Source organism: Pseudomonas cremoris (assembly GCF_014230465.1).
The window spans coordinates 154,951-179,195 of record NZ_JAAXCY010000013.1; the positions used below are offsets into that span (position 1 = coordinate 154,951).

22 protein-coding genes are annotated in these 24,245 nt (G+C 60.7%); 13 read left to right on the top strand and 9 right to left on the bottom strand.

Annotated elements, in window-relative coordinates:
- The first annotated feature begins 182 nt into the window (after nt 1-182).
- Nucleotides 183-695, top strand: coding sequence for a glycine cleavage system protein R (locus HF257_RS28010; protein ID WP_185709244.1), 513 nt, complete (start codon nt 183-185; stop codon nt 693-695).
- A 223-nt stretch (nt 696-918) separates the two neighbouring features.
- Here HF257_RS28010 and rarD read toward each other — a convergent pair whose 3' ends face one another.
- From rarD to HF257_RS28035, 5 genes are all read right to left on the bottom strand, one after another.
- A complete protein-coding gene (rarD, locus tag HF257_RS28015; protein WP_185709245.1) occupies nt 919-1,803 on the bottom strand; it encodes an EamA family transporter RarD in 885 nt (294 codons plus the stop codon).
- A 164-nt stretch (nt 1,804-1,967) separates the two neighbouring features.
- Nucleotides 1,968-2,942, bottom strand: coding sequence for a serine/threonine protein kinase (locus HF257_RS28020; protein WP_016977838.1), 975 nt, complete (start codon nt 2,940-2,942; stop codon nt 1,968-1,970).
- 172 nt (nt 2,943-3,114) lie between these two features.
- Nucleotides 3,115-5,013, bottom strand: a complete 1,899-nt coding sequence (locus HF257_RS28025; RefSeq protein WP_185709246.1) for a PhoX family protein — start codon at nt 5,011-5,013, stop codon at nt 3,115-3,117.
- 89 nt (nt 5,014-5,102) lie between these two features.
- Nucleotides 5,103-5,867 (bottom strand): TOBE domain-containing protein, encoded by a 765-nt coding sequence (locus tag HF257_RS28030; protein ID WP_185709247.1) that lies wholly within the window; start codon nt 5,865-5,867, stop codon nt 5,103-5,105.
- A gap of 59 nt (nt 5,868-5,926) precedes the next feature.
- Complete coding sequence (locus HF257_RS28035) at nt 5,927-6,664, bottom strand: ComF family protein (protein WP_185709248.1); 738 nt, start codon at nt 6,662-6,664, stop codon at nt 5,927-5,929.
- 92 nt (nt 6,665-6,756) lie between these two features.
- On the opposite strand from HF257_RS28035, the gene bioB reads away from it, so the two are divergent.
- The 10 genes from bioB to HF257_RS28085 all read left to right on the top strand — a co-directional run bounded on the left by bioB (nt 6,757) and on the right by HF257_RS28085 (nt 19,139).
- Entirely contained in the window at nt 6,757-7,812 is a 1,056-nt protein-coding gene (gene bioB, locus HF257_RS28040; RefSeq protein WP_016977842.1) for a biotin synthase BioB, read from the top strand.
- A gap of 151 nt (nt 7,813-7,963) precedes the next feature.
- Nucleotides 7,964-9,145 (top strand): 8-amino-7-oxononanoate synthase, encoded by a 1,182-nt coding sequence (gene bioF, locus HF257_RS28045; RefSeq protein WP_185709249.1) that lies wholly within the window; start codon nt 7,964-7,966, stop codon nt 9,143-9,145.
- Nucleotides 9,138-9,869, top strand: coding sequence for an alpha/beta fold hydrolase (locus HF257_RS28050; RefSeq protein ID WP_185709250.1), 732 nt, complete (start codon nt 9,138-9,140; stop codon nt 9,867-9,869). Before bioF ends, HF257_RS28050 begins: the two co-directional genes overlap by 8 nt.
- Entirely contained in the window at nt 9,862-10,674 is an 813-nt protein-coding gene (gene bioC / locus HF257_RS28055) for a malonyl-ACP O-methyltransferase BioC (RefSeq protein WP_185709251.1), read from the top strand. The genes HF257_RS28050 and bioC overlap by 8 nt, the downstream gene beginning before the upstream one ends.
- On the top strand, nt 10,671-11,351 hold the full coding sequence (gene bioD / locus HF257_RS28060; protein WP_185709252.1) for a dethiobiotin synthase: 681 nt from the start codon (nt 10,671-10,673) through the stop codon (nt 11,349-11,351). The genes bioC and bioD overlap by 4 nt, the downstream gene beginning before the upstream one ends.
- Before the next feature lie 120 nt (nt 11,352-11,471).
- Nucleotides 11,472-11,753, top strand: coding sequence for a pyrroloquinoline quinone biosynthesis protein PqqE (locus tag HF257_RS28065; protein WP_185709253.1), 282 nt, complete (start codon nt 11,472-11,474; stop codon nt 11,751-11,753).
- Nucleotides 11,754-12,074: 321 nt separating this feature from the next.
- Complete coding sequence (locus HF257_RS28070) at nt 12,075-13,880, top strand: phenylacyl-CoA dehydrogenase (RefSeq protein ID WP_185709254.1); 1,806 nt, start codon at nt 12,075-12,077, stop codon at nt 13,878-13,880.
- Between the two features lie 207 nt (nt 13,881-14,087).
- A complete protein-coding gene (locus tag HF257_RS28075) occupies nt 14,088-15,377 on the top strand; it encodes a GGDEF domain-containing protein (protein WP_185709255.1) in 1,290 nt (429 codons plus the stop codon).
- Nucleotides 15,378-15,467: 90 nt separating this feature from the next.
- The gene (locus HF257_RS28080; RefSeq protein ID WP_185709256.1) at nt 15,468-17,237 is read left to right on the top strand and encodes an acyl-CoA dehydrogenase C-terminal domain-containing protein; all 1,770 of its coding nucleotides are present in this window, start codon (nt 15,468-15,470) and stop codon (nt 17,235-17,237) included.
- A 123-nt stretch (nt 17,238-17,360) separates the two neighbouring features.
- Entirely contained in the window at nt 17,361-19,139 is a 1,779-nt protein-coding gene (locus tag HF257_RS28085) for an acyl-CoA dehydrogenase C-terminal domain-containing protein (protein ID WP_185709257.1), read from the top strand.
- 226 nt (nt 19,140-19,365) lie between these two features.
- Here HF257_RS28085 and HF257_RS28090 read toward each other — a convergent pair whose 3' ends face one another.
- Entirely contained in the window at nt 19,366-20,265 is a 900-nt protein-coding gene (locus HF257_RS28090; protein WP_185709258.1) for a LysR family transcriptional regulator, read from the bottom strand.
- A 209-nt stretch (nt 20,266-20,474) separates the two neighbouring features.
- Here HF257_RS28090 and HF257_RS28095 point away from each other — a divergent pair, with 209 nt between their 5' ends.
- Both HF257_RS28095 and HF257_RS28100 read left to right on the top strand, forming a co-directional pair.
- Complete coding sequence (locus tag HF257_RS28095; RefSeq protein ID WP_185709259.1) at nt 20,475-21,743, top strand: aspartate aminotransferase family protein; 1,269 nt, start codon at nt 20,475-20,477, stop codon at nt 21,741-21,743.
- Between the two features lie 182 nt (nt 21,744-21,925).
- Nucleotides 21,926-22,084: a YqaE/Pmp3 family membrane protein gene (locus tag HF257_RS28100; protein ID WP_007904205.1), complete on the top strand. Its 159-nt coding sequence runs from the start codon at nt 21,926-21,928 to the stop codon at nt 22,082-22,084.
- A gap of 5 nt (nt 22,085-22,089) precedes the next feature.
- Here HF257_RS28100 and pqqE read toward each other — a convergent pair whose 3' ends face one another.
- Genes pqqE through pqqC form a run of 3 tightly spaced genes read right to left on the bottom strand, consistent with a single transcriptional unit; the run spans nt 22,090 to nt 24,237 of the window.
- Entirely contained in the window at nt 22,090-23,220 is a 1,131-nt protein-coding gene (pqqE, locus tag HF257_RS28105; protein WP_185709260.1) for a pyrroloquinoline quinone biosynthesis protein PqqE, read from the bottom strand.
- Nucleotides 23,213-23,488 carry a pyrroloquinoline quinone biosynthesis peptide chaperone PqqD gene (gene pqqD, locus HF257_RS28110; RefSeq protein ID WP_003194772.1) on the bottom strand — a complete coding sequence of 92 codons (276 nt, stop codon included), beginning with the start codon at nt 23,486-23,488 and terminating at the stop codon, nt 23,213-23,215. Before pqqD ends, pqqE begins: the two co-directional genes overlap by 8 nt.
- Nucleotides 23,485-24,237, bottom strand: a complete 753-nt coding sequence (gene pqqC / locus HF257_RS28115) for a pyrroloquinoline-quinone synthase PqqC (protein ID WP_185709261.1) — start codon at nt 24,235-24,237, stop codon at nt 23,485-23,487. Before pqqC ends, pqqD begins: the two co-directional genes overlap by 4 nt.
- Nucleotides 24,238-24,245: the final 8 nt, after the last annotated feature.

Consider the following 24,245-nt stretch of genomic DNA (forward strand, 5'->3'; position numbering starts at 1 on the left):
GGTTGTGAAAATTAGACTAAATACGTCGTTTAGCGACCCACTTTGGTCGTACGGTCACAGCGGAGAACGGGATGTTCTCAAAAAACTATTGGATTGTTCCAGATAAATATAAAAATGGTACACGATTTGTTTTCGGTGGCTGCCGAGTCCACCTTGTAGATTGAATTCCAGAGGGCATCGCCATGGACCATCTTGTACTCACAATTATCGCTGCCGACAAACCCGGCTTGGTTGAGCGCATCGCGCAGAACATCGCCACCCATGGTGGTAACTGGCTGGAAAGCCGCATGGCCCACATGGCTGGGCAGTTCGCCGGAATCCTGCGAGTCAGCGTTCCTACGGAAAACCGTCAGGCATTGGTGGGGGCGCTGGAGGACTTATCCACACACGGCATCCGCGTCTTGGTGGGAGAGGGCAGCAGCGGGCAGGCATCGGCGTCCAAATCGATTCTGATGACCCTTGTGGGCAATGACCGTTCGGGCATCGTGCGCGAAATCACCGCGTTGTTGAGCAAGCAGGGGGTGAATCTGGAAAGCCTGAGCACTGATGTACGCCCGGCACCTATGAGCGGTGATCCATTGTTTACTGCCGAGGCCGTGTTGCGGGTGCCGACAGCCTTGTCGCTGGATACCTTGCAGCTATCCCTGGAAACACTGGCGGACGATTTGATGGTGGAACTGCATCACGAGGAATAAGTTGCCCACAACGTTATGCATGGAAATCTTGCATGGGCCTGTGGATAACCTGTAGAGACCAGGCGCCAGGCCACGCCGGCCGGGCTTCTACGACATTTGAGCAAAAAACGAGCAATTTCAAAAGCTTGTGCACAAATGGCGGGGACCAGGCTGTGGATAACCTTGGGGTGGATGTCTGCAAGCCAGGCCGGCCGTGGCTTGCAGAGGTTTGTACGTTTTTTGATCAGCGTTTGCGTGCGCTCAGCCAGATATCCACGCTGTACACCACCAGGCCAGCCCAGATGAACGCAAAGGCGGTCAACGTGCTCGGCGCCAGGTGCTCACCGAACAACAGCACGGCTTCGAGCAACACCAGGGTGGGTGCCACGTACTGCAAAAAGCCCAGGGCGGTATAGGGCAAATGCCGGGCGGCGGCGTTGAAACACACCAATGGGATCAGCGTTACCGGGCCTGCTGCCACCAGCCACCAGGCTTCGGAAGTGCTCCAGAACTCAAGCTGCGCACTGTGGGCCGATGGGTTGAACAGCAACCATGCGACGGCAATCGGCACCAGCATCCAGGTTTCCACCACCAACCCCGGCAGCGCCTTCACCGGTGCCTGTTTACGGATCAGCCCGTAGAAACCGAAGGTCAACGCCAGCACCAGCGACACCCACGGCAAACTGCCCACCTGCCACACCTGTTGCGCCACACCCGCGGCAGCCAGCCCCACCGCAACCCACTGCAGGCGACGCAGGCGTTCGCCGAGGATCAGCATGCCCAGCAGCACATTCACCAGCGGGTTGATGTAGTAACCCAGGCTCGCTTCCAGCATGCGCCCGCTGTTCACCGACCACACATAGGTCAGCCAGTTGCCTGCAATCAACGAACCGCTCAGGGCCAGGATCGCCAGGCGCTTGGGGTTGTCGCGCAGTTCGCGGAACCAGCCAGGGTGCTTCCACACCAGCAGCAGCAAACCGCCGAACAGCGCCGACCACAACACGCGGTGCACGATGATTTCGGCGGCCGGAACACTGGCGATGGCTTTGAAGTAGAGCGGGAACAGACCCCAGATGACGTAGGCACTCAGGCCCAGGATGTACCCCTTGCGGGGGTTGGCAGCTTGCATTGCAGAATCCTTGCTCAGGCAGCTAACAAAGCGCGATTGTAAGGATATTTGTCTGCCAGTGGGACCCGCTTTTGATTGTTCCCACGCTCTGCGTGGGAATACCTCTTGTGACGCTCCGGGTCGCGCTTTTGAGGCCAGACGCGGAGCGTGGGAGCGATCAACGGTCAGAAGAGTTTCAGGGGCTCTTCGTTGAGGGCCGCCAACTGCTCACGCAACGCCAGCACCTGATCCCCCCAATACCGCTCACTGCCAAACCACGGAAAGCTGTGGGGGAACGCCGGGTCGTCCCAACGGCGTGCCAGCCAGGCGCTGTAATGCATCAGCCGCAAGGCGCGCAGGGGTTCGATCAGAGCCAGTTCACGCGGATCGAAGTCGTGGAATTCCTGGTAGCCGTCCATCAATTCCGACAGCTGGCCCAGACATTCCTGGCGATCACCCGCAAGCATCATCCACAGGTCTTGCACCGCCGGGCCCATGCGGCAGTCATCCAGGTCGACGATATGGAACATCTCGTCGCGGCACATCATGTTGCCGGGGTGGCAATCGCCGTGCATGCGGATGTTTTTGTGCGGGGTGGCCTTGTACACCTCCTCTACACGTTTGAGCAGGTCGCGGGCGACGGACTCGTAGGCCGGCAGCAGGCTCTTGGGGATAAAGTTGCCTTCCAGCAGCGTGGTGAGGGAGTCGTGGCCGAAGTTCTTCACCCCCAACGCTTCACGGTGTTCAAACGGGCGCGTGGAACCCACCGCGTGCAAACGGCCGAGCAATTGCCCAAGGCGATAGAGTTGATCGAGATTGCCCGGTTCGGGCGCACGGCCGCCACGGCGAGGGAACAGGGTGAAGCGGAAACCCGCGTGTTCGAACAGGCTTTCGCCGTTGTGGATCAGTGGCGCCACCACCGGCACTTCGCATTCGGCCAGTTCGAAGGTGAAGCGGTGTTCTTCCAGGATCGCCTCATTGGTCCAGCGCTGAGGGCGGTAGAACTTGGCGATCAGTGGTTCGGAGTCTTCGATGCCCACCTGATACACGCGGTTTTCGTAGCTGTTGAGCGCCAGCACGCGTGCATCGCTGAGGAAACCGATGCTTTCGACAGCATCGAGGACCAGGTCGGGGGTGAGTGTTTCAAACGGGTGGGCCATGGAAACTCCTGCGCGCAGCAGGGCGCCGCGTCCGGCCGGGTATGGTAACAGCATAGATAGGTGGTGGCTGTGTGGACGCCTTCGCGAGCAAGCCCGCTCCCACACTCGATCGAGTTCCACCTTTGGAGCACGGTCAAAATGTGGGAGCGGGCTTGCTAGCGAAAACGGTGTATCAGGCGCCGACTATCCCGCCATCATCCCGCCGAATTGCCATCACCGACGAACGCGGCTTACCGTTCGGCAAATGCTCCGGCCACGTCGAACCGCCGGTTTCACCTGGATGCTGAATGCCCACAAACAGCGTTTTCTGGTCTGGCGAGAAGCTGATACCCGTCACCTCACATGCCACCGGTCCTACCATGAAACGACGGATTTCCCCGGTTGCCGGGTCGGCGCAGAGCATCTGGTTATTGCCCATGCCGGCGAAATCGCCTGCGTTGCTGTAGTCCCCATCCGTAAGAATCCACAGGCGCCCCGCTTTGTCGAAACCCAGGCCATCGGGGCTGTTGAACATGTTCTGTGGGTTGATATTCGATGAGCCGCCCTTTGGCGTCCCGGCGTGCACGCCCGGGTTGCCGGCGACGACAAACAGGTCCCAGGAAAACTCCGTGGCGCCGTGATTATCGGCGTCGGCCTTCCAGCGCAGGATCTGGCCATACACGTTTTTTTCGCGCGGGTTGGGCCCGCCCACCGGCTGGCCGTCTTCGCCGCGCTTGGCGTTGTTGGTCAGGGTGCAATAGACCTGGCCGTCGGTGGGGCTGACCACGATCCATTCCGGGCGGTCCATGCGTGTGGCCTTCACCACGCTGGCCGCCAGGCGCGCATGGATCAGCACTTCGGCCTGGTTGGCGAACCCTGTGCTCGCGTCGATGCCGTTTTTGCCATGGGTGAGTTCAACCCATTGGCCCTTGCCCTTGGGGTGATCCGCGTTGCCGTCGCCTGCGTCGAAGATCGCGACAAACAAGGTGCCGTGGTCGAGCAGGTCTTTGTTGGCCTTGGGGTTCTTGTGGTTGATCTTGTCGCGGCTGACGAATTTGTAGATGAACTCACCGCGCTCATCGTCGCCCATGTACACCACGGCGCGGCCATCGCGGGTTTCGGCCAGGGCGGCGTTTTCATGCTTGAAGCGGCCCAGGGCGGTGCGCTTGGCCGGCGTGGAGGTGGGGTCGAACGGGTCGATTTCCACCACCCAGCCATGGCGATTGAGTTCGTTGGGGTTCTTGGCGATGTCGAAACGCGGGTCGTGCAGGTGCCAGTTGATCTCTTTACTGGCGGCCACCACGCCGTAGCGTTTCTGCCCGGCGTCGAAAGTTTGTTGTGGGTTGCTGCTACCAAAGCAGTCAGTGAAGTTCTCTTCGCACGTCAGGTAAGTGCCCCATGGCGTCTTGCCGTTGGCGCAGTTCTGGAAGGTGCCAAGGGCATTCTTGCCGGATTTGTCGGCGCTGGTCTTGAGCCAGGCGTGGCCAGCAGCGGGACCGCTGAGGCGGATTGGCGAATTGCCGTGGATGCGCCGGTTGTAGCGCGAGTCCTGCACGAATTGCCAGGTGTCGCCTTGGCGTCGCACTTCGATCACCGATACGCCTTCGCTGGCCTGGGCCTTGTGCACGTCTTCGGCCGATTGCGGCGCGCCGCCGTGGGCATAGAGGTAGCGATAGTTGGTGTATTCGTTGTTGATGGCCATGAGGGCGCGGTTGTCGTCACCGGGGAAGGCGAACAGGCTCATGCCGTCGTTGTTGTCGCCGAACTGTTGTTCCTGGGCCTTGGCCGTGCCGTTGCCGGATGGGTCGAAGGCAGGGGCGTTCTTGCTTAGCGGCTGGCCCCAACTGATCAGCACTGAGGCGCTGTAGCCCGGCGGCAAGGTGATGGCGTCGCTGGTCGCGGCGCCAATGCTGGTGAAACCCAGCAATGGGCTGGCGCTTGCGGCATTCACGGCCAGGGCACTGCGGCTCAGCAGGTTGCCACCCAGGAACATCGCAGCACCGCACAGGGCGCCGGCGCCGATAAAACGGCGGCGGGTAAGGCCGACCATCTGTTCAAGGTCGGTGGCTTGGTTTTCTTCTAATAGGCTCATTTCAGGCTCCCTGCGGTTTTTGCAGACACCTTAAGGAGCGGACATGACGCAATTGTTGCAGTTTAACGGCGGGGCAGAGCAGGCGTTGGCTACACCGGCGTGCCAAGCAACACATTGCTGGGTGCGAATTGCACCTGGATCAGTTGGCCTTCGCCAGCACCAAGCGCCTTGAGCGCAGCGGGCTGGGCCAGGGCGCACAAAACCTGGCCGCTGGGCAGGGAGATGCGCACTTCGCTGGGGCCGTCATCGGCGTCGAGAATCGTCTCGATCACACCACTCATGCAATTGTGTCCAGGTGTTGCGGCTTGCCCGATGGCGAGCAGTTCCAGCCAACCGGCCTTGATCAGGGCAACCACTTCAATGCCCGTTTCCAGTTCCAGGCGATGCGTGCTGTCGTGGGTGATTTGCGCGTCCAGTGTCAGCCCGCCAGACAGCTGCAGGCGGATCAGGTCGTTGCGGCCATGGCTTTCAATCGTCATGACTTGGCCATGCAACTGGTTGCGCGCGCTGGTGCGCAGCATCAAGCGGCCCAGCAGGTTGAAGTCGCTGGCGGCTTCGTCAGAGCCCAATACTTCGGCTTGCAACACCTGCAGGCGCTGGTAAAGGCGCAGCACCCGCTCACCCTCGGCGGTCAGCTTGGCGCCGCCACCGCCCTTGCCGCCAACGCTGCGCTCCACCAGCGGTTTTTGCGCGAGGTTATTCAGTTCATCAATCGCGTCCCAGGCAGCCTTGTAGCTTAGGCCAGCACTTTTGGCCGCGCGGGTGATGGAGCCCTGCTCGGCAATGTGCCCCAGCAAGGCAATACGCTGGGGACGACGGATGATGTGTTGGCTAAGGGAAGTCGGCAGGGACATGGCAATACGCTTCGATGAGATGGCCCGAACGTTGCGGGCAAGGTGGTGCTCGCGTCAAGTCAGGCGCCAGGCTTTGGCGTACGGGCCAGGCAATACACGTCGACCTGCCGCGCCCCGGCGTTCAGCAACAGGCGCGCCAAGCTGTGGGCGGTGGCCCCGGTGGTGAGCACGTCGTCCACCAAGGCGAAGTGGCGGCCTTGCACCTGGGCATCGGGGGCCAATGCAAAGGCGTTGAGCAGGTTGCGTTTGCGGGTCTTGGCATCGAGGGCTTGCTGCGCGACGGTTTCATTGGGACGTAACAACAGGTCTTCATCGTGGTGGATAGTGAGGTCTTCGCTCAGCCATCTCGCCAGCATCAGGGCCTGGTTATACCCGCGTTCGCGCAGGCGCTTGCGAGCCATGGGCACCGGCAGCAGACAGTCCGGGCGGGTAAGTCCGGTGTTCTCGTAGCGATGTTGCAGGTGCCGGCCCAACTGGCGCGCGAGCATCTGCCCGAACGGCCAGCGTGCCTGGTGCTTGAAGCGGCTGATCAGGCTGTCGATGGGGAAACTGTAGGTCCAGGGAGCGATCACCTGTTTAAACGCGGGTGGCTGTTGCAAACATTGGCCGCACATCAGGCCGTCCATCGGCAATGGCAGGGCGCATACCGCGCACTGTTCCATCAGCCATGGCAGCTCGGTTTCGCAGACGTTGCACACACAATCGGCGGATTCTGTTGCTTCATCGCACACTAAACATGATTGTACGTTTTTTAGCCAGATGTAAACCTCGTGTTTGTACTCTGGTTGACAGTGCATGAATCTTCCTTAAATATGCCGAGCATCCGTGTCGTGACTGTGGGTATTGCCCTTCCCGCAGCGTTTGCCAAAGCATAATCAAGGAATCGCCCATGAGCGCCAGCACCACCGCCACTCTGCGTCACGATTGGTCCCTCGCCGAAGTCAAAGCGCTGTTCGTGCAGCCGTTCAACGACCTGTTGTTCCAGGCGCAGACCGTGCACCGCGCGCATTTCGACGCCAACCGTGTCCAGGTGTCGACGTTGCTGTCGATCAAAACCGGCGCCTGCCCAGAAGATTGCAAATATTGTCCGCAGTCGGGCCACTACAACACTGGCCTGGAAAAAGAAAAGCTGATGGAGGTGCAGAAGGTCCTTGAAGAGGCCGCTCGCGCCAAGGCCATCGGTTCGACCCGTTTCTGCATGGGCGCCGCCTGGAAACACCCCTCGGCCAAAGACATGCCCTACGTATTGCAGATGGTCAAAGGCGTGAAGGCCATGGGCCTGGAAACCTGTATGACCTTGGGCCGCCTCGACCAGGACCAGACCGAAGCGCTGGCCCAGGCCGGCCTGGACTACTACAACCACAACCTTGATACGTCGCCTGAGTTCTACGGTTCGATCATTACCACCCGCACCTACAGCGAGCGCCTGCAAACCCTGGCCTATGTGCGCGATTCTGGGATGAAGATCTGCTCCGGCGGCATCCTCGGCATGGGCGAGTCCCTTGATGACCGTGCCAACCTGCTGATCCAACTGGCCAACTTGCCAGAGCATCCGGAGTCCGTGCCGATCAACATGCTGGTGAAAGTGGCCGGCACGCCGCTGGAGAATGCCGAGGACATCGACCCGTTCGATTTCATCCGTATGTTGGCCGTGGCGCGCATCTTGATGCCGCAATCCCACGTGCGTTTGTCCGCTGGCCGTGAGGCGATGAATGAGCAGATGCAGGCCTTGGCGTTCTTCGCCGGTGCCAACTCGATTTTCTACGGCGACAAACTGCTGACCACCGCCAACCCGCAGGCTGACAAGGACATGCAGCTGTTCTCGCGCCTGGGCATTCTGCCGGAGGCTCGTGAAGAGCACGCCGATGAAGTGCATCAGGCGGCGATCGAGCAGGCGTTGGTGGAGCAGAAGAGCAGCGAGCAGTTCTATAACGCCGTTGTGTGATTGAAATGCGATCCAAATGTGGGAGCGGGCTTGCTCGCGAAAGCGGTGTATCAGTCAGCAGGTTCAGTGACTGACACTTTGCATTCGCGAGCAAGCCCGCTCCCACATTTGATCGTGCCCAGTCTCTAGTTTTGGATCTACCGAGGCCTGCATGTCTTTCGATCTCGCCGCGCGCCTCGCTGCCCGCCGTGCCGAACACCTTTATCGCCAACGCCCTCTACTGGAAAGCCCCCAAGGCCCGCAAGTGGTGGTAGACGGCCAGCCCCTGCTAGCGTTCTGCAACAACGACTACCTGGGCCTTGCCAATCACCCGCAAGTGATCGAAGCCTGGCGCGCCGGCGCCGCCCGTTGGGGGGTAGGCGGCGGCGCTTCGCACTTGGTGGTCGGGCATGCCACGCCGCACCATGAGTTGGAAGAGGCCTTGGCCGATCTGACCGGCCGTCCACGCGCGCTGTTGTTCACCACCGGCTACATGGCCAACCTCGGGGCGGTCACCGCGCTGGTGGGGCAGGGCGATACGGTGCTGGAAGATCGTCTTAACCATGCGTCGTTGCTGGATGCCGGCTTGCTCTCCGGCGCGCGTTTCAATCGCTATCTGCATAACGATGCCGACAGCCTCGCCAAGCGCCTGGAGAAGGCCACCGGCAATACGCTGGTGGTTACCGATGGCGTGTTCAGCATGGACGGCGACTTGGCGGACCTGCCTGCGTTGGCCCGTGAAGCACGCGCCAAAGGTGCCTGGCTGATGGTGGATGACGCTCACGGCTTTGGTCCGTTGGGCGCCAATGGTGGAGGGATCGTCGAGCATTTCGGCTTGAGCCAGGAAGATGTGCCGGTGTTGGTGGGCACCCTCGGCAAAGCCTTCGGCACCGCTGGTGCGTTTGTGGCGGGTAGCGAGGAGCTGATCGAAAGCCTGATCCAGTTCGCCCGGCCGTATATCTACACCACCAGCCAACCCCCGGCGCTGGCCTGCGCCACGTTGAAAAGCCTTGAGCTTTTGCGCACGGAGCATTGGCGTCGCGAACACCTGAATGGCCTGATCCGCCAGTTCCGCCTGGGGGCTGAACAGCTTGGCCTGGACTTGATGGACAGTTTCACGCCGATCCAACCGATCCTGATCGGCGACAGCGCCAAGGCGGTGCGTTTATCGCACATGTTGCGCGAGCGCGGCCTGATGGTGACCGCGATTCGCCCGCCGACTGTACCGGCTGGCAGCGCCCGTTTGCGCGTGACATTGACCGCGGCTCACACCGAGGCGCAGGTGCAGCTATTGTTAAACGCATTGGAAGAGTGTTTCCGCTTGTTAGGCGCCACGGAGCCCAACCATGCGTGATCGACTGATATTGCTGCCCGGCTGGGGCCTTGGCGTATCGCCGATGGAGCCTTTGGCTGCCGCATTGCAGGGCCTGGATGAGCACTTGCGCGTGCAAATCGAGCCGTTGCCGGAGGTGAACTCCAGTGACCTGGATGAATGGCTGGACGAGCTCGACGCCACACTGCCGGATAACGCCTGGCTGGGCGGCTGGTCGCTGGGTGGCATGCTAGCGTCCGAGCTGGCGGCTCGGCGCGGCGAGCGCTGCTGCGGCCTGCTGACCTTGGCCAGCAACCCGTGTTTTGTCGCCCATGACGGCTGGCCGAGCGCGATGCCTGCGCAGACCTTCGATGCGTTCCTTGCCGGTTGCCATGCCGACTCCCAGGTCACCCTCAAACGTTTCGGGCTGTTGTGTGCCAAGGGCGCCGATGACCCGCGTGGGCTGGCGCGCTTGTTGGTCAGTGGTGCGCCAAATGCGTCGTCCAGCGTGTTGATGAGCGGTCTTGAGTTGCTTGCACAACTGGACACCCGCGAAGCCTTGCTGGCCTATCGCGGCCCGCAATTGCATCTGTTTGCTGGCATGGACGAACTGGTGCCCGCCGAAGCCGCAGGCCACCTGCTGACACTGCTGCCCGATGTTGAAATCGGCCTGATTGAACAGGCCGGCCACGCTTTTCTTCTGGAAGACCCTCACGGTGTGGCGGGGGCCATCCAGGCTTTTTTGCATGAGTGCGTTGATGACTGATCTCTCCCACCCTCCACTGCCTGGCAGCCTGCCGGACAAGCGCCAAGTGGCGGCATCGTTTTCCCGCGCGGCCGCCAGCTATGACAGCGTCGCCGAGTTGCAACGGGCAGTGGGCAGCGAATTGTTGGCTCGCTTGCCGGCCGCCATCGCGCCTCGGCGCTGGCTGGATATGGGCTGTGGCACCGGGTATTTCAGCCGTGCGCTGGGCGGACTGTTGCCGGCCAGCCAAGGTGTGGCACTGGACATCGCCGAAGGCATGCTTAATCACGCCAGGCCTTTGGGCGGTGCGCAGCATTTCATCGCGGGTGATGCCGAGCGTTTGCCATTGCAGGATGAAAGCTGCGGGCTGATTTTTTCCAGCCTGGCAGTGCAGTGGTGCGCCAATTTCGAGGCGGTGCTTAGTGAGGCCTACCGGGTATTGCAACCCGGCGGCGTGCTGGCGTTCGCCAGCCTGTGCGTGGGTACGCTGGATGAATTGCGCGAAAGCTGGCGTGCAGCCGACGGCTTGGTACATGTGAATCGCTTCCGCACGTTTGAAGCGTATCAACGATTGTGCGCGGCCAGCGGCCTGCGGGTGGCGAGCCTGGAGCGGCGTCCCCATGTATTGCATTACCCGGATGTGCGCAGCCTGACACATGAGTTGAAGGCGTTGGGTGCACACAACCTCAACCCCGGTCGGCCGGGAGGGTTGACGGGGCGCGCGCGGATTGTTGCACTGGTGGACGCTTACGAGCAGTTCCGTCAGGCCCAGGGCCTGCCCGCCACGTACCAAGTGGTGTACGCCGTACTGGAGAAACCGCTATGAGCGTCGCTTATTTCATCACTGGCACCGACACCGATGTTGGCAAGACCACCGTCGCCGCCGGCCTGCTGCACGCCGCACGACAAGCCGGCAAAAGTACGGCGGCTGGCAAGCCGGTCGCTTCCGGCTGCCAGGTAACGCCCAAGGGCCTGCGAAATGCCGACGCGCTGGCGCTGCTGGCCGAATGTTCGTTGCCGTTAAGTTATGCCGAGGTCAACCCGGTGGCGTTCGAGCCAGCCATTGCCCCGCACCTGGCGGCGCGGGAGGCGGGTGTTTCGCTGACGGTGCAATCGTTGCTCAAGCCCATGCAACAGGTTTTGGCGAAGCAAGCGGATTTCACCTTGATCGAAGGCGCCGGCGGCTGGCGCGTGCCATTGGCCGATCAGGCCAACCTGTCGGACTTGGCCATGGCGCTCAAACTGCCGGTGATCCTGGTGGTGGGCGTGCGCCTGGGGTGCATCAGCCATGCGTTGCTGACTGCCGAAGCCATTGCACGAGACGGGCTGCAACTGGCGGGCTGGGTGGCGAATATCATCGACCCCAAGACCTCCCGTCTGGAAGAAAACCTCGCCACCCTGGCCGAGCGGCTGCCCGCGCCGTGCCTGGGCCGGGTGCCGAAACTCAAGCATGCAGGGGCCGAAGCAGTAGCGGAGTACTTGCAGCTGGACTTGCTGGACTGAAGCGGCTTGACTGATTTTGGCTATCGCTAAGGCATTATGCCATTAGTGTTTTTGACGGGCGTTTTGCCGGATTCTCTGCTTCAATCACTGTTCACGATTCTCTAAAGGCAGGCTTACGCCATGGACATCTCTGGAAGCAGCGCGTTTTATTCGGGCCTGAGCACCATTCAGACCGGGCAGAACCGTGTCGACCAGGCCGCCGGCAAAATCGCCAGCGCCGCGACGACCCAGCCCTCGGATGCACAGGTTGACCGTCTTCGCGCCAATGACCGTGCCCAACCGTCCAACTCGGCGAGCAATATGGTCGAAATGGCCGAAGGCAAGTTTCAAGTCGAGCTGGGCGCGAAAGTCGCCAAGGCTTCGGATGAAATGCTGGGTACGTTGATCGACACCTACGCCTGATCCTCTGACGCGGTCCCTGTAGGAGCGAGCTTGCTCGCGAAAAGCCTCCAGGCACCGCGTGCGTCCAGATAAACCCGTTACCGTTAGCGTCCTCTGCGAGCAAGCTCGCTCCTACAAAAAAACCTTACCTCTCCTAAAGTCATGTGTGGCATCGCGCCGCAAGCCTTGTCGTGCGCGCCATTAACTCGTGTCATGACAAACGGCAGCCGAGCGACGCTTGACATCCCCAGGTCGTAAACGTATGTTTCAAACACCTGTTTGACCGCCATAACAAATCCACGCGGTTGTTCATTCCAGATACATCAGCAGAGGTTTATCGCTATGCCTGACTACAAGGCCCCCTTGCGTGATATTCGCTTCGTTCGTGACGAACTGCTTGGCTATGAAGCGCACTATCAGAGCCTGCCGGCTTGCCAGGACGCTACCCCGGACATGGTTGACGCCATTCTCGAAGAAGGCGCCAAGTTCTGTGAGCAAGTGCTGGCCCCGTTGAACCGCGTGGGTGACATCGAAGGGTGCACCTGGAGTGAGTCAGGCGTTAAGACCCCTACTGGTTTCAAAGAAGCCTACAAACAATTCGTCGAAGGCGGCTGGCCAAGCCTGGCCCACGACGTGGAGCACGGTGGCCAAGGCCTGCCGGAATCCCTGGGCCTGGCGGTCAGCGAAATGGTTGGCGCCGCCAACTGGTCGTGGGGCATGTACCCAGGCCTTTCCCACGGCGCGATGAACACCATCTCCGAGCACGGCACCCCTGAGCAGCAAGAGGCCTACCTGACCAAACTGGTGTCGGGCGAATGGACCGGCACCATGTGCCTGACCGAGCCACACTGCGGCACCGACCTGGGCATGTTGCGCACCAAGGCCGAGCCTCAGGCAGACGGTTCCTACAAAGTCTCCGGCACCAAGATCTTCATCTCGGCCGGTGAACACGACATGGCCGACAACATCGTCCACATCGTACTGGCCCGCCTGCCGGATGCACCGGCTGGCACCAAAGGCATCTCGCTGTTTATCGTGCCCAAGTTCCTGCCCAACGCCGACGGTTCGGTGGGTGAGCGCAACGCGGTGACCTGTGGATCCCTCGAACACAAGATGGGTATCCACGGCAACGCCACCTGCGTGATGAACTTCGACGCGGCCACCGGCTTCTTGATCGGCCCGGCGAACAAAGGCCTGAACTGCATGTTCACCTTTATGAACACCGCTCGCCTGGGCACCGCGCTGCAAGGCCTGTCCCACGCCGAGATCGGCTTCCAGGGCGGCCTAAAATACGCTCGCGATCGCCTGCAGATGCGCTCCCTGACCGGCCCGAAAGCCCCGGACAAGGCCGCTGACCCGATCATCGTGCACCCTGACGTGCGCCGCATGCTGCTGACCATGAAAGCCTTCGCCGAAGGCAACCGTGCGATGGTGTACTTCACCGCCAAGCAAGTGGACATCGTCAAGTACGGCACCGACGACGAAGCCAAGAAGCAAGCCGATGGCCTGCTGGCGTTCATGACCCCGATCGCGAAGGCGTTCATGACCGAAGTCGGTTTTGAGTCCGCCAACCACGGCGTACAAATCTACGGCGGCCACGGCTTCATCGCCGAGTGGGGCATGGAGCAGAACGTTCGCGACAGCCGCATTTCGATGCTGTACGAAGGCACCACCGGCATCCAGGCCCTGGACCTGCTGGGCCGTAAAGTGTTGATGACCCAAGGCGAAGCACTGAAGGGCTTCACCAAGATCGTGCACAAGTTCTGCCAGGCCAACGAAGGCAACGAAGCCGTCAAAGAGTTCGTTGCACCGCTGGCTGCACTGAATAAAGAGTGGGGCGAGTTGACCATGAAGGTCGGTATGGCTGCGATGAAAGACCGCGAAGAAGTCGGTGCCGCTTCGGTGGACTACCTGATGTACTCCGGCTACGCGTGCCTGGCTTACTTCTGGGCTGACATGGCCCGCCTGGCTGCCGAAAAACTGGCTGCCGGTACCACTGAAGAAGCGTTCTACACCGCCAAGCTGCAAACCGCGCGCTTCTACTTCCAGCGCATCCTGCCACGTACCCGTACTCACGTGGCTACCATGCTGTCGGGCGCCAACAACCTGATGGACATGAAAGAAGAAGACTTCGGCCTGGCTTACTAAGCCTTACCGGGTTCACTTCCAGAGCCGCCGCTTCTAGCCAGAAGCGGCGGCTTTTTTGTGCCTGATAAAAAACCACAGCGCAGCACTCAGGGATTACCACCGGCTGCCGTTACAGTGGTGGCAATGTGATACATGTGCGACGGGTTGTGCTTAACTGTCGACATCAAGGCACAGTGCCATCATTTTTTGCGGGTCGGAGTTTTACCCTTGTCACGCGTGTCCGCTTTACGCTTCAGCCATTTTCTCCCTTCGTTGCTGCTCTTGCTGGCCGGGCTCTCGGCTGCGTACGTCAAGGATCTCAACGTCTTCTTCACCTCACTGTTCAATGTGTTGCCGACCCTGGTGCTGTTGCTCGGCGGCTCGTACTGCGCGGTGTACCGCCGTCAGCGCGAACTGTTCCTGATGATCACTGTGTACATCGCCTATTTCCTGCTCGACACGCAAACCGACTATTACCGCGACAACGGCCGAGTGCGCGAAGACGCGGCGGTAGTGTTCCACCTGTGCTGCTTGCTGCTGCCGCTGCTATTTAGCATCTACGGGATGTGGCAGGAAAAGACCCATCTGTTCCGTGACTTCGTCGCACGTTGCGCGGTGTTGTTTGCGGTAGGAAGCGTGGCACTGGCCCTGGAGCAAAGTTATCCCCAGGCGTTGCTGAATTGGTTGGCAGAGATCCGCTGGCCGGCGCTGCATGGCAGTTGGATGAGCCTGATCCAGTTGTCGTACCCGATGTTCCTGATCGGCTTCCTGACCCTGGCGGCGCAGTATTGGTACCAGCCACGCCCACTGCACGCGGCACAGCTGGTGGGGTTGCTGGGAATGTTCTGGATGCTGCCGCAAACCTTCATCCTGCCGTTTACCCTCAACATCATGTGCAGCCAGGTGATGCTGATGATCGCGGCCGGCGTGGCCCACGAGGCGTATCAAATGGCCTTCCGTGACGAACTGACTGGCTTGCCCGGGCGACGTGCGCTGAACGAGCGCATGCAGCGGTTGGGGCGCAACTACGTGCTGGCCATGACCGACGTGGACCACTTCAAGCGTTTCAACGACACCCATGGCCACGACGTCGGCGACCAAGTGCTGCGCCTGGTGGCAAGCAAGCTGTCCAAGGTCAACGGCGGCGGGCGCGCCTACCGCTACGGCGGCGAAGAGTTTGCGGTGGTGTTTGCCGGCAAGAGCCTGGATGAATGCATGCCGCACCTGGAGGAAATCCGCGAGATCATCGCCAATTACGACATCAAGCTACGTAACCCGGACCGCCCCCAGGACGATCATCAGGGGCGTCAGCGCCGCGCGGGCAGCGGCGCGTCGAGTGTCTCGGTGACCGTCAGCATCGGCGCGGCCGAGCGCCAAGCTGAGCAGCGAACCCCCGAAGAAGTGCTCAAGTCCGCCGACCAGGCGCTGTACGCCGCCAAGGGCGCAGGACGTAACTGCGTGATTGCGGCGGGACAAACCCGGCGTGGTGCGGTGCGTACGGAGAGTGCTGCTGGCTGAGTAATGGCGCTGTATTCAGCAGCGCTACAGTGATTGTCCACCGGCGTGCCCGGCAGTAGGTTGAAACCATCTGCTGCCGGAGACATTGCCATGCCTGACTACAAAGCTCCCCTGCGCGACATGCGCTTTCTGATCGACAACGTGTTTGATTTTCACGGCCATTACGCTGCGCTGGGCGCGACCGACGCCAGCCCGGACATGGTCAGTGCGATCCTCGAAGAAGGCGCCAAATTCTGCGAAAACGTGCTCGCACCGCTCAACCGCAGCGGTGATGAAGAAGGCTGTCACTTCGACAATGGCGTGGTGACCACACCCAAGGGCTTCAAGGAAGCCTTCGCCCAGTACGTGGAAGGTGGCTGGCACGGCGTGGCGGCCGACCCGGCCTATGGTGGCCAGGGCTTGCCACAATCACTGGGCCTGGTACTCAGCGAGATGATCGGCTCCAGCAACACTTCTTGGGGCATGTATCCAGGGCTTACCCACGGCGCCATGTCGGCGATCCACGCCCACGGCACCGCTGAGCAAAAAGACACGTTCCTGAGCAAACTCACCGCTGGCGAGTGGACCGGCACCATGTGCCTCACCGAGGCCCATTGCGGCACCGACCTGGGCCTGATCAAGACCCGTGCCGTGCCCCAGGCGGACGGCAGTTATGCGATTACTGGCAGCAAGATCTTCATCTCGGCCGGCGAGCATGACATGAGCGCCAATATCGTCCACCTGGTGCTGGCAAAGCTGCCGGATGCGCCGGCGGGCACCAAGGGCATTTCGCTGTTTATCGTGCCCAAGTTCCACGCCGATTCAGGCGAGCGCAATGCGGTGCATTGCGGTTCCATCGAACACAAGATGGGCATCAAGGCCTCCGCGACCTGCGTGCTGAATTTTGACGGCGCCAAGGGCTTTCTCATTGGTGAGGCGAACAAAGGCCTCAACTGCATGTTCACCATGATGAACCACGCGCGCCTGGGCACGGGCATGCAGGGCCTATGCAATGGCGAGGCGAGCTTCCAGGGCGCGATCAAATACGCCAACGATCGCCTGCAGATGCGCTCGCTGACCGGCGCCAAAGCCCCGGACAAAGCGGCTGACCCGATCATCGTGCACCCCGACGTGCGGCGTATGCTGCTGACCATGAAGGCCTTCAACGAGGGCAACCGCGCACTGACTTACTTCACTGCGCAGTTGCTCGACACGGCGCATTTGAGCGGCGATGCCACCCAACGCCAGGACGCCGAAGACCTGCTGGCGTTCCTCACGCCCATCTGCAAAGCCTTCATGACCGACACGGGCCTTGAGGTGACCAACCACGGCATGCAGATCTTCGGCGGCCACGGTTACATTCGTGAATGGGGCATGGAGCAACTGGCGCGCGATGCCCGCATCGCGCCGATCTATGAAGGCACCAACGGCATCCAGGCCCTCGATCTGCTGGGGCGTAAGGTCCTGGGCAGCCAGGGCAAGTTGTTGCGGGGTTTTACCAAGATTGTGCATAAGTTCTGTGCCGCGAATGCCGAGCACGCACAGCTCAAGGCCTATGTGGCGCAGCTCAATCAACTGAACCAGGAGTGGGGCGAGTTGACCACCAAAGTCGGCATGGCAGCGATGAAGAACCCCGATGAAGTGGGCGCCGCGGCTGTGGATTACTTGATGTACAGCGGTTATGTGGTGCTCGCCTACCTGTGGCTGCGCATGGCAATCGCCGCCTTGGGGCATCAGGATGCTGATTTCGCCAAGGCCAAGCTGGCCACCTGCGACTTCTACTTCAAGCGCTTGCTGCCACGTACTGCTACGCACCGGGCTGCGGTGGAAGCGGGCAGCGAATGCCTGATGAGTCTGCCTGCGGAGGCATTTGCCCTGTAATGACCTAAAAATACCAATCAGTCACAAGTGGACCCTATGTGTCTGAAAAGTTGTTCGGGTACACTCGGAGCCTGTAAAACCGACCCTTATCGAATTACTTTTCACGTTCTCACGAGGTTTGCCATGGCTGATTACAAAGCGCCGCTGCGTGATATGCGCTTCGTCCTCAATGAAGTGTTTGAGGTCGCCACGACTTGGGCCCAATTGCCGGCATTGGCAGACACCGTTGACGCCGAAACCGTAGAGGCCATCCTCGAAGAAGCCGGCAAGGTCACCGCCAAGTCCATCGCCCCGATCAGTCGCGCTGGCGATGAACAGGGCTGCCGCTGGGAAGATACTGCCGTGTTTACCCCGGAGGGTTATCCACAGGCCTATAAAACCTACGCCGAGGGTGGCTGGGTGGGTGTAGGCGGTGATCCGGTATTTGGCGGCATGGGCATGCCCAAGGCGGTCTCGGCCCAGGTCGAGGAGATGATCAACTCCTCGAGTCTGGCCTTTGGGCTGTACCCGATGCTGACATCCGGCGCGTGCGTGTCGATCAACACGCACGCCAGTGAAGAACTCAAGGCCACGTACTTGCCGAAGATGTATTCCGGTGAGTGGGCCGGCTCCATGTGCCTGACCGAGGCGCATGCCGGGACTGACCTGGGGATTATTCGGACCAAAGCCGAGCCTCAGGCGGACGGCTCCTACACGATCAGCGGCACCAAGATCTTTATCACCGGCGGTGAACACGACCTTACCGAAAACATCATCCACCTGGTGCTGGCCAAGCTGCCGGATGCACCGGCGGGTCCCAAGGGTATTTCGCTGTTCCTGGTGCCCAAGTTCATGGTCAATGCCGACGGCAGCCTGGGCGCGCGCAACCTGGTGAGCTGTGGCTCCATCGAACACAAGATGGGTATCCAGGCGTCCGCGACCTGTGTGATGAACTTCGACGGGGCCGTGGGCTACCTGGTTGGCGAGCCCAACCGTGGCCTGGCGGCGATGTTCACCATGATGAACTACGAGCGTCTGGGCGTGGGTATCCAGGGTCTGGCATCGGGTGAGCGCTCTTACCAGAATGCTATTGAATATGCGCGTGACCGTCTGCAAAGCCGCTCCCCGTTGGGTGCCCAGGCGAAGGACAAAGTCGCCGACCCGATCATCGTGCACCCGGACGTGCGCCGTATGCTGCTGACCATGAAAGCGGCCAACGAAGGCGGTCGTGCGTTCTCCACTTACGTGGCCACTCAACTGGATATCGCCAAGTTCAGCGACGATGCCGCCGCCCGTGAGCGTGCGGATAACCTGGTGGCGCTGCTGACGCCGGTGGCCAAGGCGTTCTTGAGCGACTTGGGCCTGGAAACCACTGTGCTTGGCCAGCAAGTGTTCGGCGGCCACGGTTACATTCGCGAGTGGGGCCAGGAACAACTGGTGCGTGACGTGCGCATCACCCAGATCTACGAAGGCACCAACGGCATCCAGGCGCTGGACCTGATGGGGCGCAAGATTGTTGGCAGTGGCGGTGCGTTCTACACGCTGTTTGCCGATGAGATCCGTAGTTTCATTGCAGCGTCTGGTGCTGAACTGGCCGAGTTCACCAAACCGCTGGGTGCGGCGGTGGATAACCTGGATGAACTGACTGCCTGGGTGCTGGACCGCGCCAAGACCAACCCGAATGAAATCGGCGCGGCTTCGGTGGAGTATCTGCATGCATTCGGATACATGGCCTACGCCTACATGTGGGCACGTATGGCCAAGGCGGCGTTGGGCAAAGAGGCCGAAGAAGACTTCTACGCCAGCAAGTTGGGCACCGCACGCTTCTACTTTGCGCGCCTGTTGCCACGTATTCACTCGCTGAGTGCGTCGGTAAAAGCCGGCAGCGAATCGCTGTTCTTGCTGGATGAAGCACTGTTTTGAAGGTGGGGAGGGCGTGTAAGCATTCTCTTACATGACGTGCTGCTATTCGTCCTCTATCGCCAAATTGGATCCACGGATAATCTACTTCACATGGACGTCGCGCAGGAAGCGCAAAGCAACAACACGGACACGTAGGATTCTGCCAGGACGGCGGAGTGAAATGGATGTCAGGGAAACAGTCTGCAAAGCCCCGCTTCGGCGGGGTTTTCTTTTGCCCGCGAAAAAGTCAGGCGCTGGCCAGCGGGGCATTCATCACGTCTTCCAGCAAGGTGCGCAGCAACGCCACCGTCGCCTGCTGACGCTGTACGTCGCGACACACCAGGCCTACTTTCAGCGGCACCCTCGGTTCACTCAAAGGTTTCCACAGCAGAGCCTTGCTGTTGTGCTCATCCTGGGAACGCCCTGGTAGCACCGTCGCCAGCTTGGTGTGGGGCAGGCTGTCGAGAATCCCCACCATGGTATTGAGCTCCGCCTGTACTTGCGGGCGCCGCCCCAGGTTGGACAACTGTCCTTGCCAGATCTGCCTGACTTGGAACTCCTCGCCCAGTAGCAACATTGGCAACTCCGCCGCTTGTTTCAGCGAGACTTTCTTGAATTCCCGCAGGGGATGGTCTTCTGGGATTACCACCTTCAACTCGTCTTCGTACAGCAACACCCCATGCAGCCCTGGCTGACGTGGTGGCAGGTAGCTGATACCGATATCCAGCGAGCCGTTAAGCAAGCGCCGTTCAATCTCAAGCCCCGTCAATTCATAGATCTGCACCACTAAATGCGGCTGGGCCTTGCGCACGCGCTCCAGCATTTGCGGAACAAGACTGGTGTGTACGGTTTGCAGCACGCCGATGGCCAAGGTGCGCATGGCCTGGCCCTTGAAGTTACGCAGGGCTTCGACGGCTTGCTGCATGCCATCGATCAGTGGCAGGGCATGGTTGTACAACGTATGAGCCGCCAGCGTAGGCAGCAGGCGTTTGCTGCTGCGTTCGAACAGGCTGACGTCCAGGTTCTGCTCCAGTTGGCGAATCTGCTGTGACAGTGCGGGTTGAGAGATCGATAGACGCTCTGCAGCACGGCCGACGTGGCCCTCCTCATACACCGCGACGAAATAACGCAGTTGCTTGAAATCCATAAGGTTTACTTATCGAAAAAGCTGGAAAATCGAAATGGCCGACGGCCCCCGAGACGCCTAGTCTAGCGCCTATTCGCAGGGCTTACAGGGCCGGATCGGGCAATGAACAGCGTTTATCTTGATAGCGTTTACATAGGTAAGGCAAAAAACCTCAAGGCAGCATCGGCCTGTCGCACCGACCAAGGTCCGGTTGCTATTGGAGGTGAGCTGTGAATCTGTTCAATATGCGCCGCCCGGCGCCAAGCCTGGATGACCTGATTCTGGATGAGTCACGCGACGATGCATCGAGCGATTCGCTGATGACCACAGTGGCGCGGCCCGCTCAAGTCTTCGTACGCGGCCAGGGTTCCTGGTTATGGGACAGCGACGACCGTGCCTACCTGGATTTCAGCCAGGGCAACGCTGCCAACAGCCTCGGCCACAGCCCGCAGGTGTTGATCAAAGCCTTGACCGACCAGACTCATGCGCTGATCAACCCAGGCAGCGGCCTGCATAACCGTGCCCAACTCAACCTCGCCGAGCGCCTGTGCCACCGCACCGGCAGCGACCAGGCCTACCTGCTCAACAGTGGCGCGGAAGCCGTTGAAGCGGCGATCAAGCTAGCGCGCAAATGGGGCCAACTGCATCGCGGCGGGGCCCACCGCATCATCAGCGCCAGCGCCGGTTGCCATGGCCGCAGTTTTGCGGCGATGTCTGCGTCGGCGGGCGGCCCGCAAAATCGTTTTGAACCGCAATTGCCGGGCTTCAGCCACGTGCCCTTCAATGATCTGCCAGCCCTGCACGCCGCAGTCGATGCGCAAACCGTCGCCATCCTGCTCGAGCCGATCCAGGGCGAAGCCGGCGTCATCCCGGCGACCGAGCACTACCTCAAAGGTGTGGAACGGCTGTGCCGCGAACTGGGCATCCTGCTGATCCTCGACGAAGTCCAAACCGGCATTGGCCGTTGCGGCACCTTGCTTGCCGAACAGCACTACGGCATACGCGCCGACATCATCACCCTCGGCAAAGGCCTCGGCGGCGGCGTGCCGCTGGCGGCGCTGCTGGCGCGTGGCAAAGCCTGCTGTTTTGAAGTGGGCGAGTTGGAAGGTACCCACCACGGTAATGCGCTGATGGCGTCGGCTGGGCTGGCGGTGATCGATAGCGTCCTGGAGCACGGCTTTCTTGAGCATGTGCGTGAATCGGGCCTCTACCTGGCCGAGGGCCTCGCCCGTCTGGCGTACCGCTACGACCACGGCCAACTGCGCGGCCACGGCCTGATCTGGGGGCTGACGTTGTCGGATGATTCTGCCGATGCGGTGGTAAAAGCGGCGCTGCACGAAGGCCTTATCCTCAATGCCCCGCAAACCAACTGCCTGCGCTTCACGCCGGCGCTGACGGTGAGCAAAAGCAATATCGACGAAATGCTCCTGCGCCTGGCGCGTGCCTTCTCTCGCGTGCGCACCGCACAACTGCAATGCCGCAAGGGCATTGCTGTTTAAACCTTATTTCCTGAACCGTCTCGCGGTCTACGCGGCGCCTCCGGCCTGATTCTTTTGGCTGGGGGCGTTTTTTTGCGGTGTAGTTAAAGATGGCCCTACGCCAGATCCCACTGAACCCTCACGAACGCCCAAGGTCGATTAGCTACACGGCTCACACGAGCCGATTTTTTGGAGCTGACCCCATGGATTTCATTCGTATCATCATCGCCATTCTGTTGCCGCCACTGGGTGTGTTCCTGCAAGTGGGCTTCGCCGGCGCGTTCTGGCTGAATATCCTGCTGACTCTGTGCGGCTACATCCCAGGCATCGTGCACGCGGTGTACATCATCGCCAAGCGCTAAGGCGGTCAGCCTTTTGCAATGAGCCGTGAGTTGCGCTCGTTGCGAAAGGCCAACTGCTCGATGGTCTGGGTGGCGTGTTCGGCTTCTTCCCGCGCTTGAAGGATGATGCCGTGCTGCTCGGACTTGCTGCACACCGGGTCGGCATTGCTTGCATCTCCCGTGAGCATGAAGGCCTGGCAACGGCAGCCGCCGAAATCCTTTTCTTTTTCATCGCATGAACGGCACGGCTCGGGCATCCAGTCGTAGCCGCGAAAGCGGTTGAAGCCAAACGAGTCGTACCAGATGTGCTGCATGCTGTGGTCGCGCACGTTGGGAAATTGCACCGGCATCTGTCGGGCGCCATGACAGGGCAGGGCGGTGCCGTCCGGTGTGACCGTCAGAAAGATACTGCCCCAGCCGTTCATACAGGCTTTCGGGCGCTCTTCGTAGTAGTCCGGGGTGACGAAGATCAGCTTGCACGGGTGGCCTTTGGCTTCAAGCTTGGCGCGGTATTCATTGGTGATGCGTTCTGCGCGCACCAGTTGCTCTTGGGTCGGCAATAACCCCACGCGATTGAGCTGCGCCCAGCCGTAGAACTGGCAGGTGGCGAGCTCGACGAAGTCTGCCTCCAATGCAATACACAACTCGATGATGCGGTCGATCTTGTCGATGTTGTGCCGATGAGTCACGAAGTTCAGCACCATCGGATAGCCGTGGGCTTTGACTGCGCGAGCCATTTCCAACTTTTGCGCAAAGGCTTTTTTCGAGCCGGCCAGCAGGTTGTTCACCTGTTCGTCGCTGGCCTGGAAGCTGATCTGGATGTGATCCAGGCCGGCCTTCTTGAAGTCGCTGATCTTCTGTTCGGTCAGGCCGATGCCAGAAGTGATCAGGTTGGTATAGAACCCCAGCTTGCGGGCCTCGGCGATGAGTTCGGCAAGATCCTGGCGCACCAAGGGCTCGCCGCCGGAAAAGCCCAGCTGCGCGGCGCCCATTTCCCGCGCCTCGCGAAAAACCTTGAACCACTGCTCGGTGCTTAGCTCTTTGCCCTGCTCGGCAAAATCCAACGGATTGGAGCAATAAGGGCACTGCAGCGGGCAGCGATAGGTCAGCTCGGCCAGCAGCCACAGCGGCAGACCGATAGCGGGTTTCTCAGGCAAGGGTAATCCAGTGCTCTGCACGGGCGACCTCCATGAATTGCTCGATGTCGTCACCGAGTTCAGGCACGCCGGGAAATTGTTTATCCAGCTCGGCAATGATCGCGGCCACATCGCGCTCGCCGTCGATCAAGCCACCGATCAACGCGGCACTGTCGTTGAGCTTGATCATGCCTTCGGGGTAGAGCAGCACATGGCCTTTTTGCGCGGGCTCGTACTGGTAGCGATAGCCCTGGCGCCAGGTGGGTTTCTTGCTGCGATCAAAGCTCATAGGGTGATCCCTTTATGCCACGCCCGCTGGTCGGTCACGCTGTGATACGGCGGGCGTTTCAGTTCGTAGGCCATGCTCATGGCATCCAGCATGCTCCACAAAATATCCAGTTTGAACTGGAGAATTTCCAGCATGCGCTCCTGGCCTTCGCGAGTGGTGTAGTGCTGCAGCGTGATCGCCAAACCGTGCTCTACATCGCGCCGGGCCTGGCCCAGGCGAGTACGGAAATACTCGTAGCCGGTAGGGTCGATCCACGGGTAATGCTGCGGCCAGCTGTCGAGGCGCGATTGGTGGATCTGCGGCGCGAACAGCTCGGTCAGCGAGCTGCTGGCGGCTTCCTGCCAGCTGGCGCGACGGGCGAAGTTGACGTAGGCATCCACCGCAAAACGCACGCCGGGCAGTACCAGTTCCTGGGAGCGCAGTTGGTCTGGGTCGAGGCCGACGGCCTGCCCCAGGCGCAGCCAGGCTTCGATGCCGCCGTCTTCACCCGGTGCGCCATCGTGGTCGAGCAGGCGCTGGATCCACTCGCGGCGAATTTCGCGGTCCGGGCAGTTGGCCAAGATCGCGGCATCTTTGAGTGGGATGTTCACCTGGTAGTAGAAGCGGTTGGCAACCCAGCCCTGGATCTGCTCGCGGCTGGCGCGACCTTCGTACATCGCCACGTGGTACGGGTGATGGATATGGTAGAAGGCGCCTTTGGCCCGCAGGGCGGCTTCGAATTCAGCGGTGGTCAACGGCGTGTCAGTCATTTCGATCA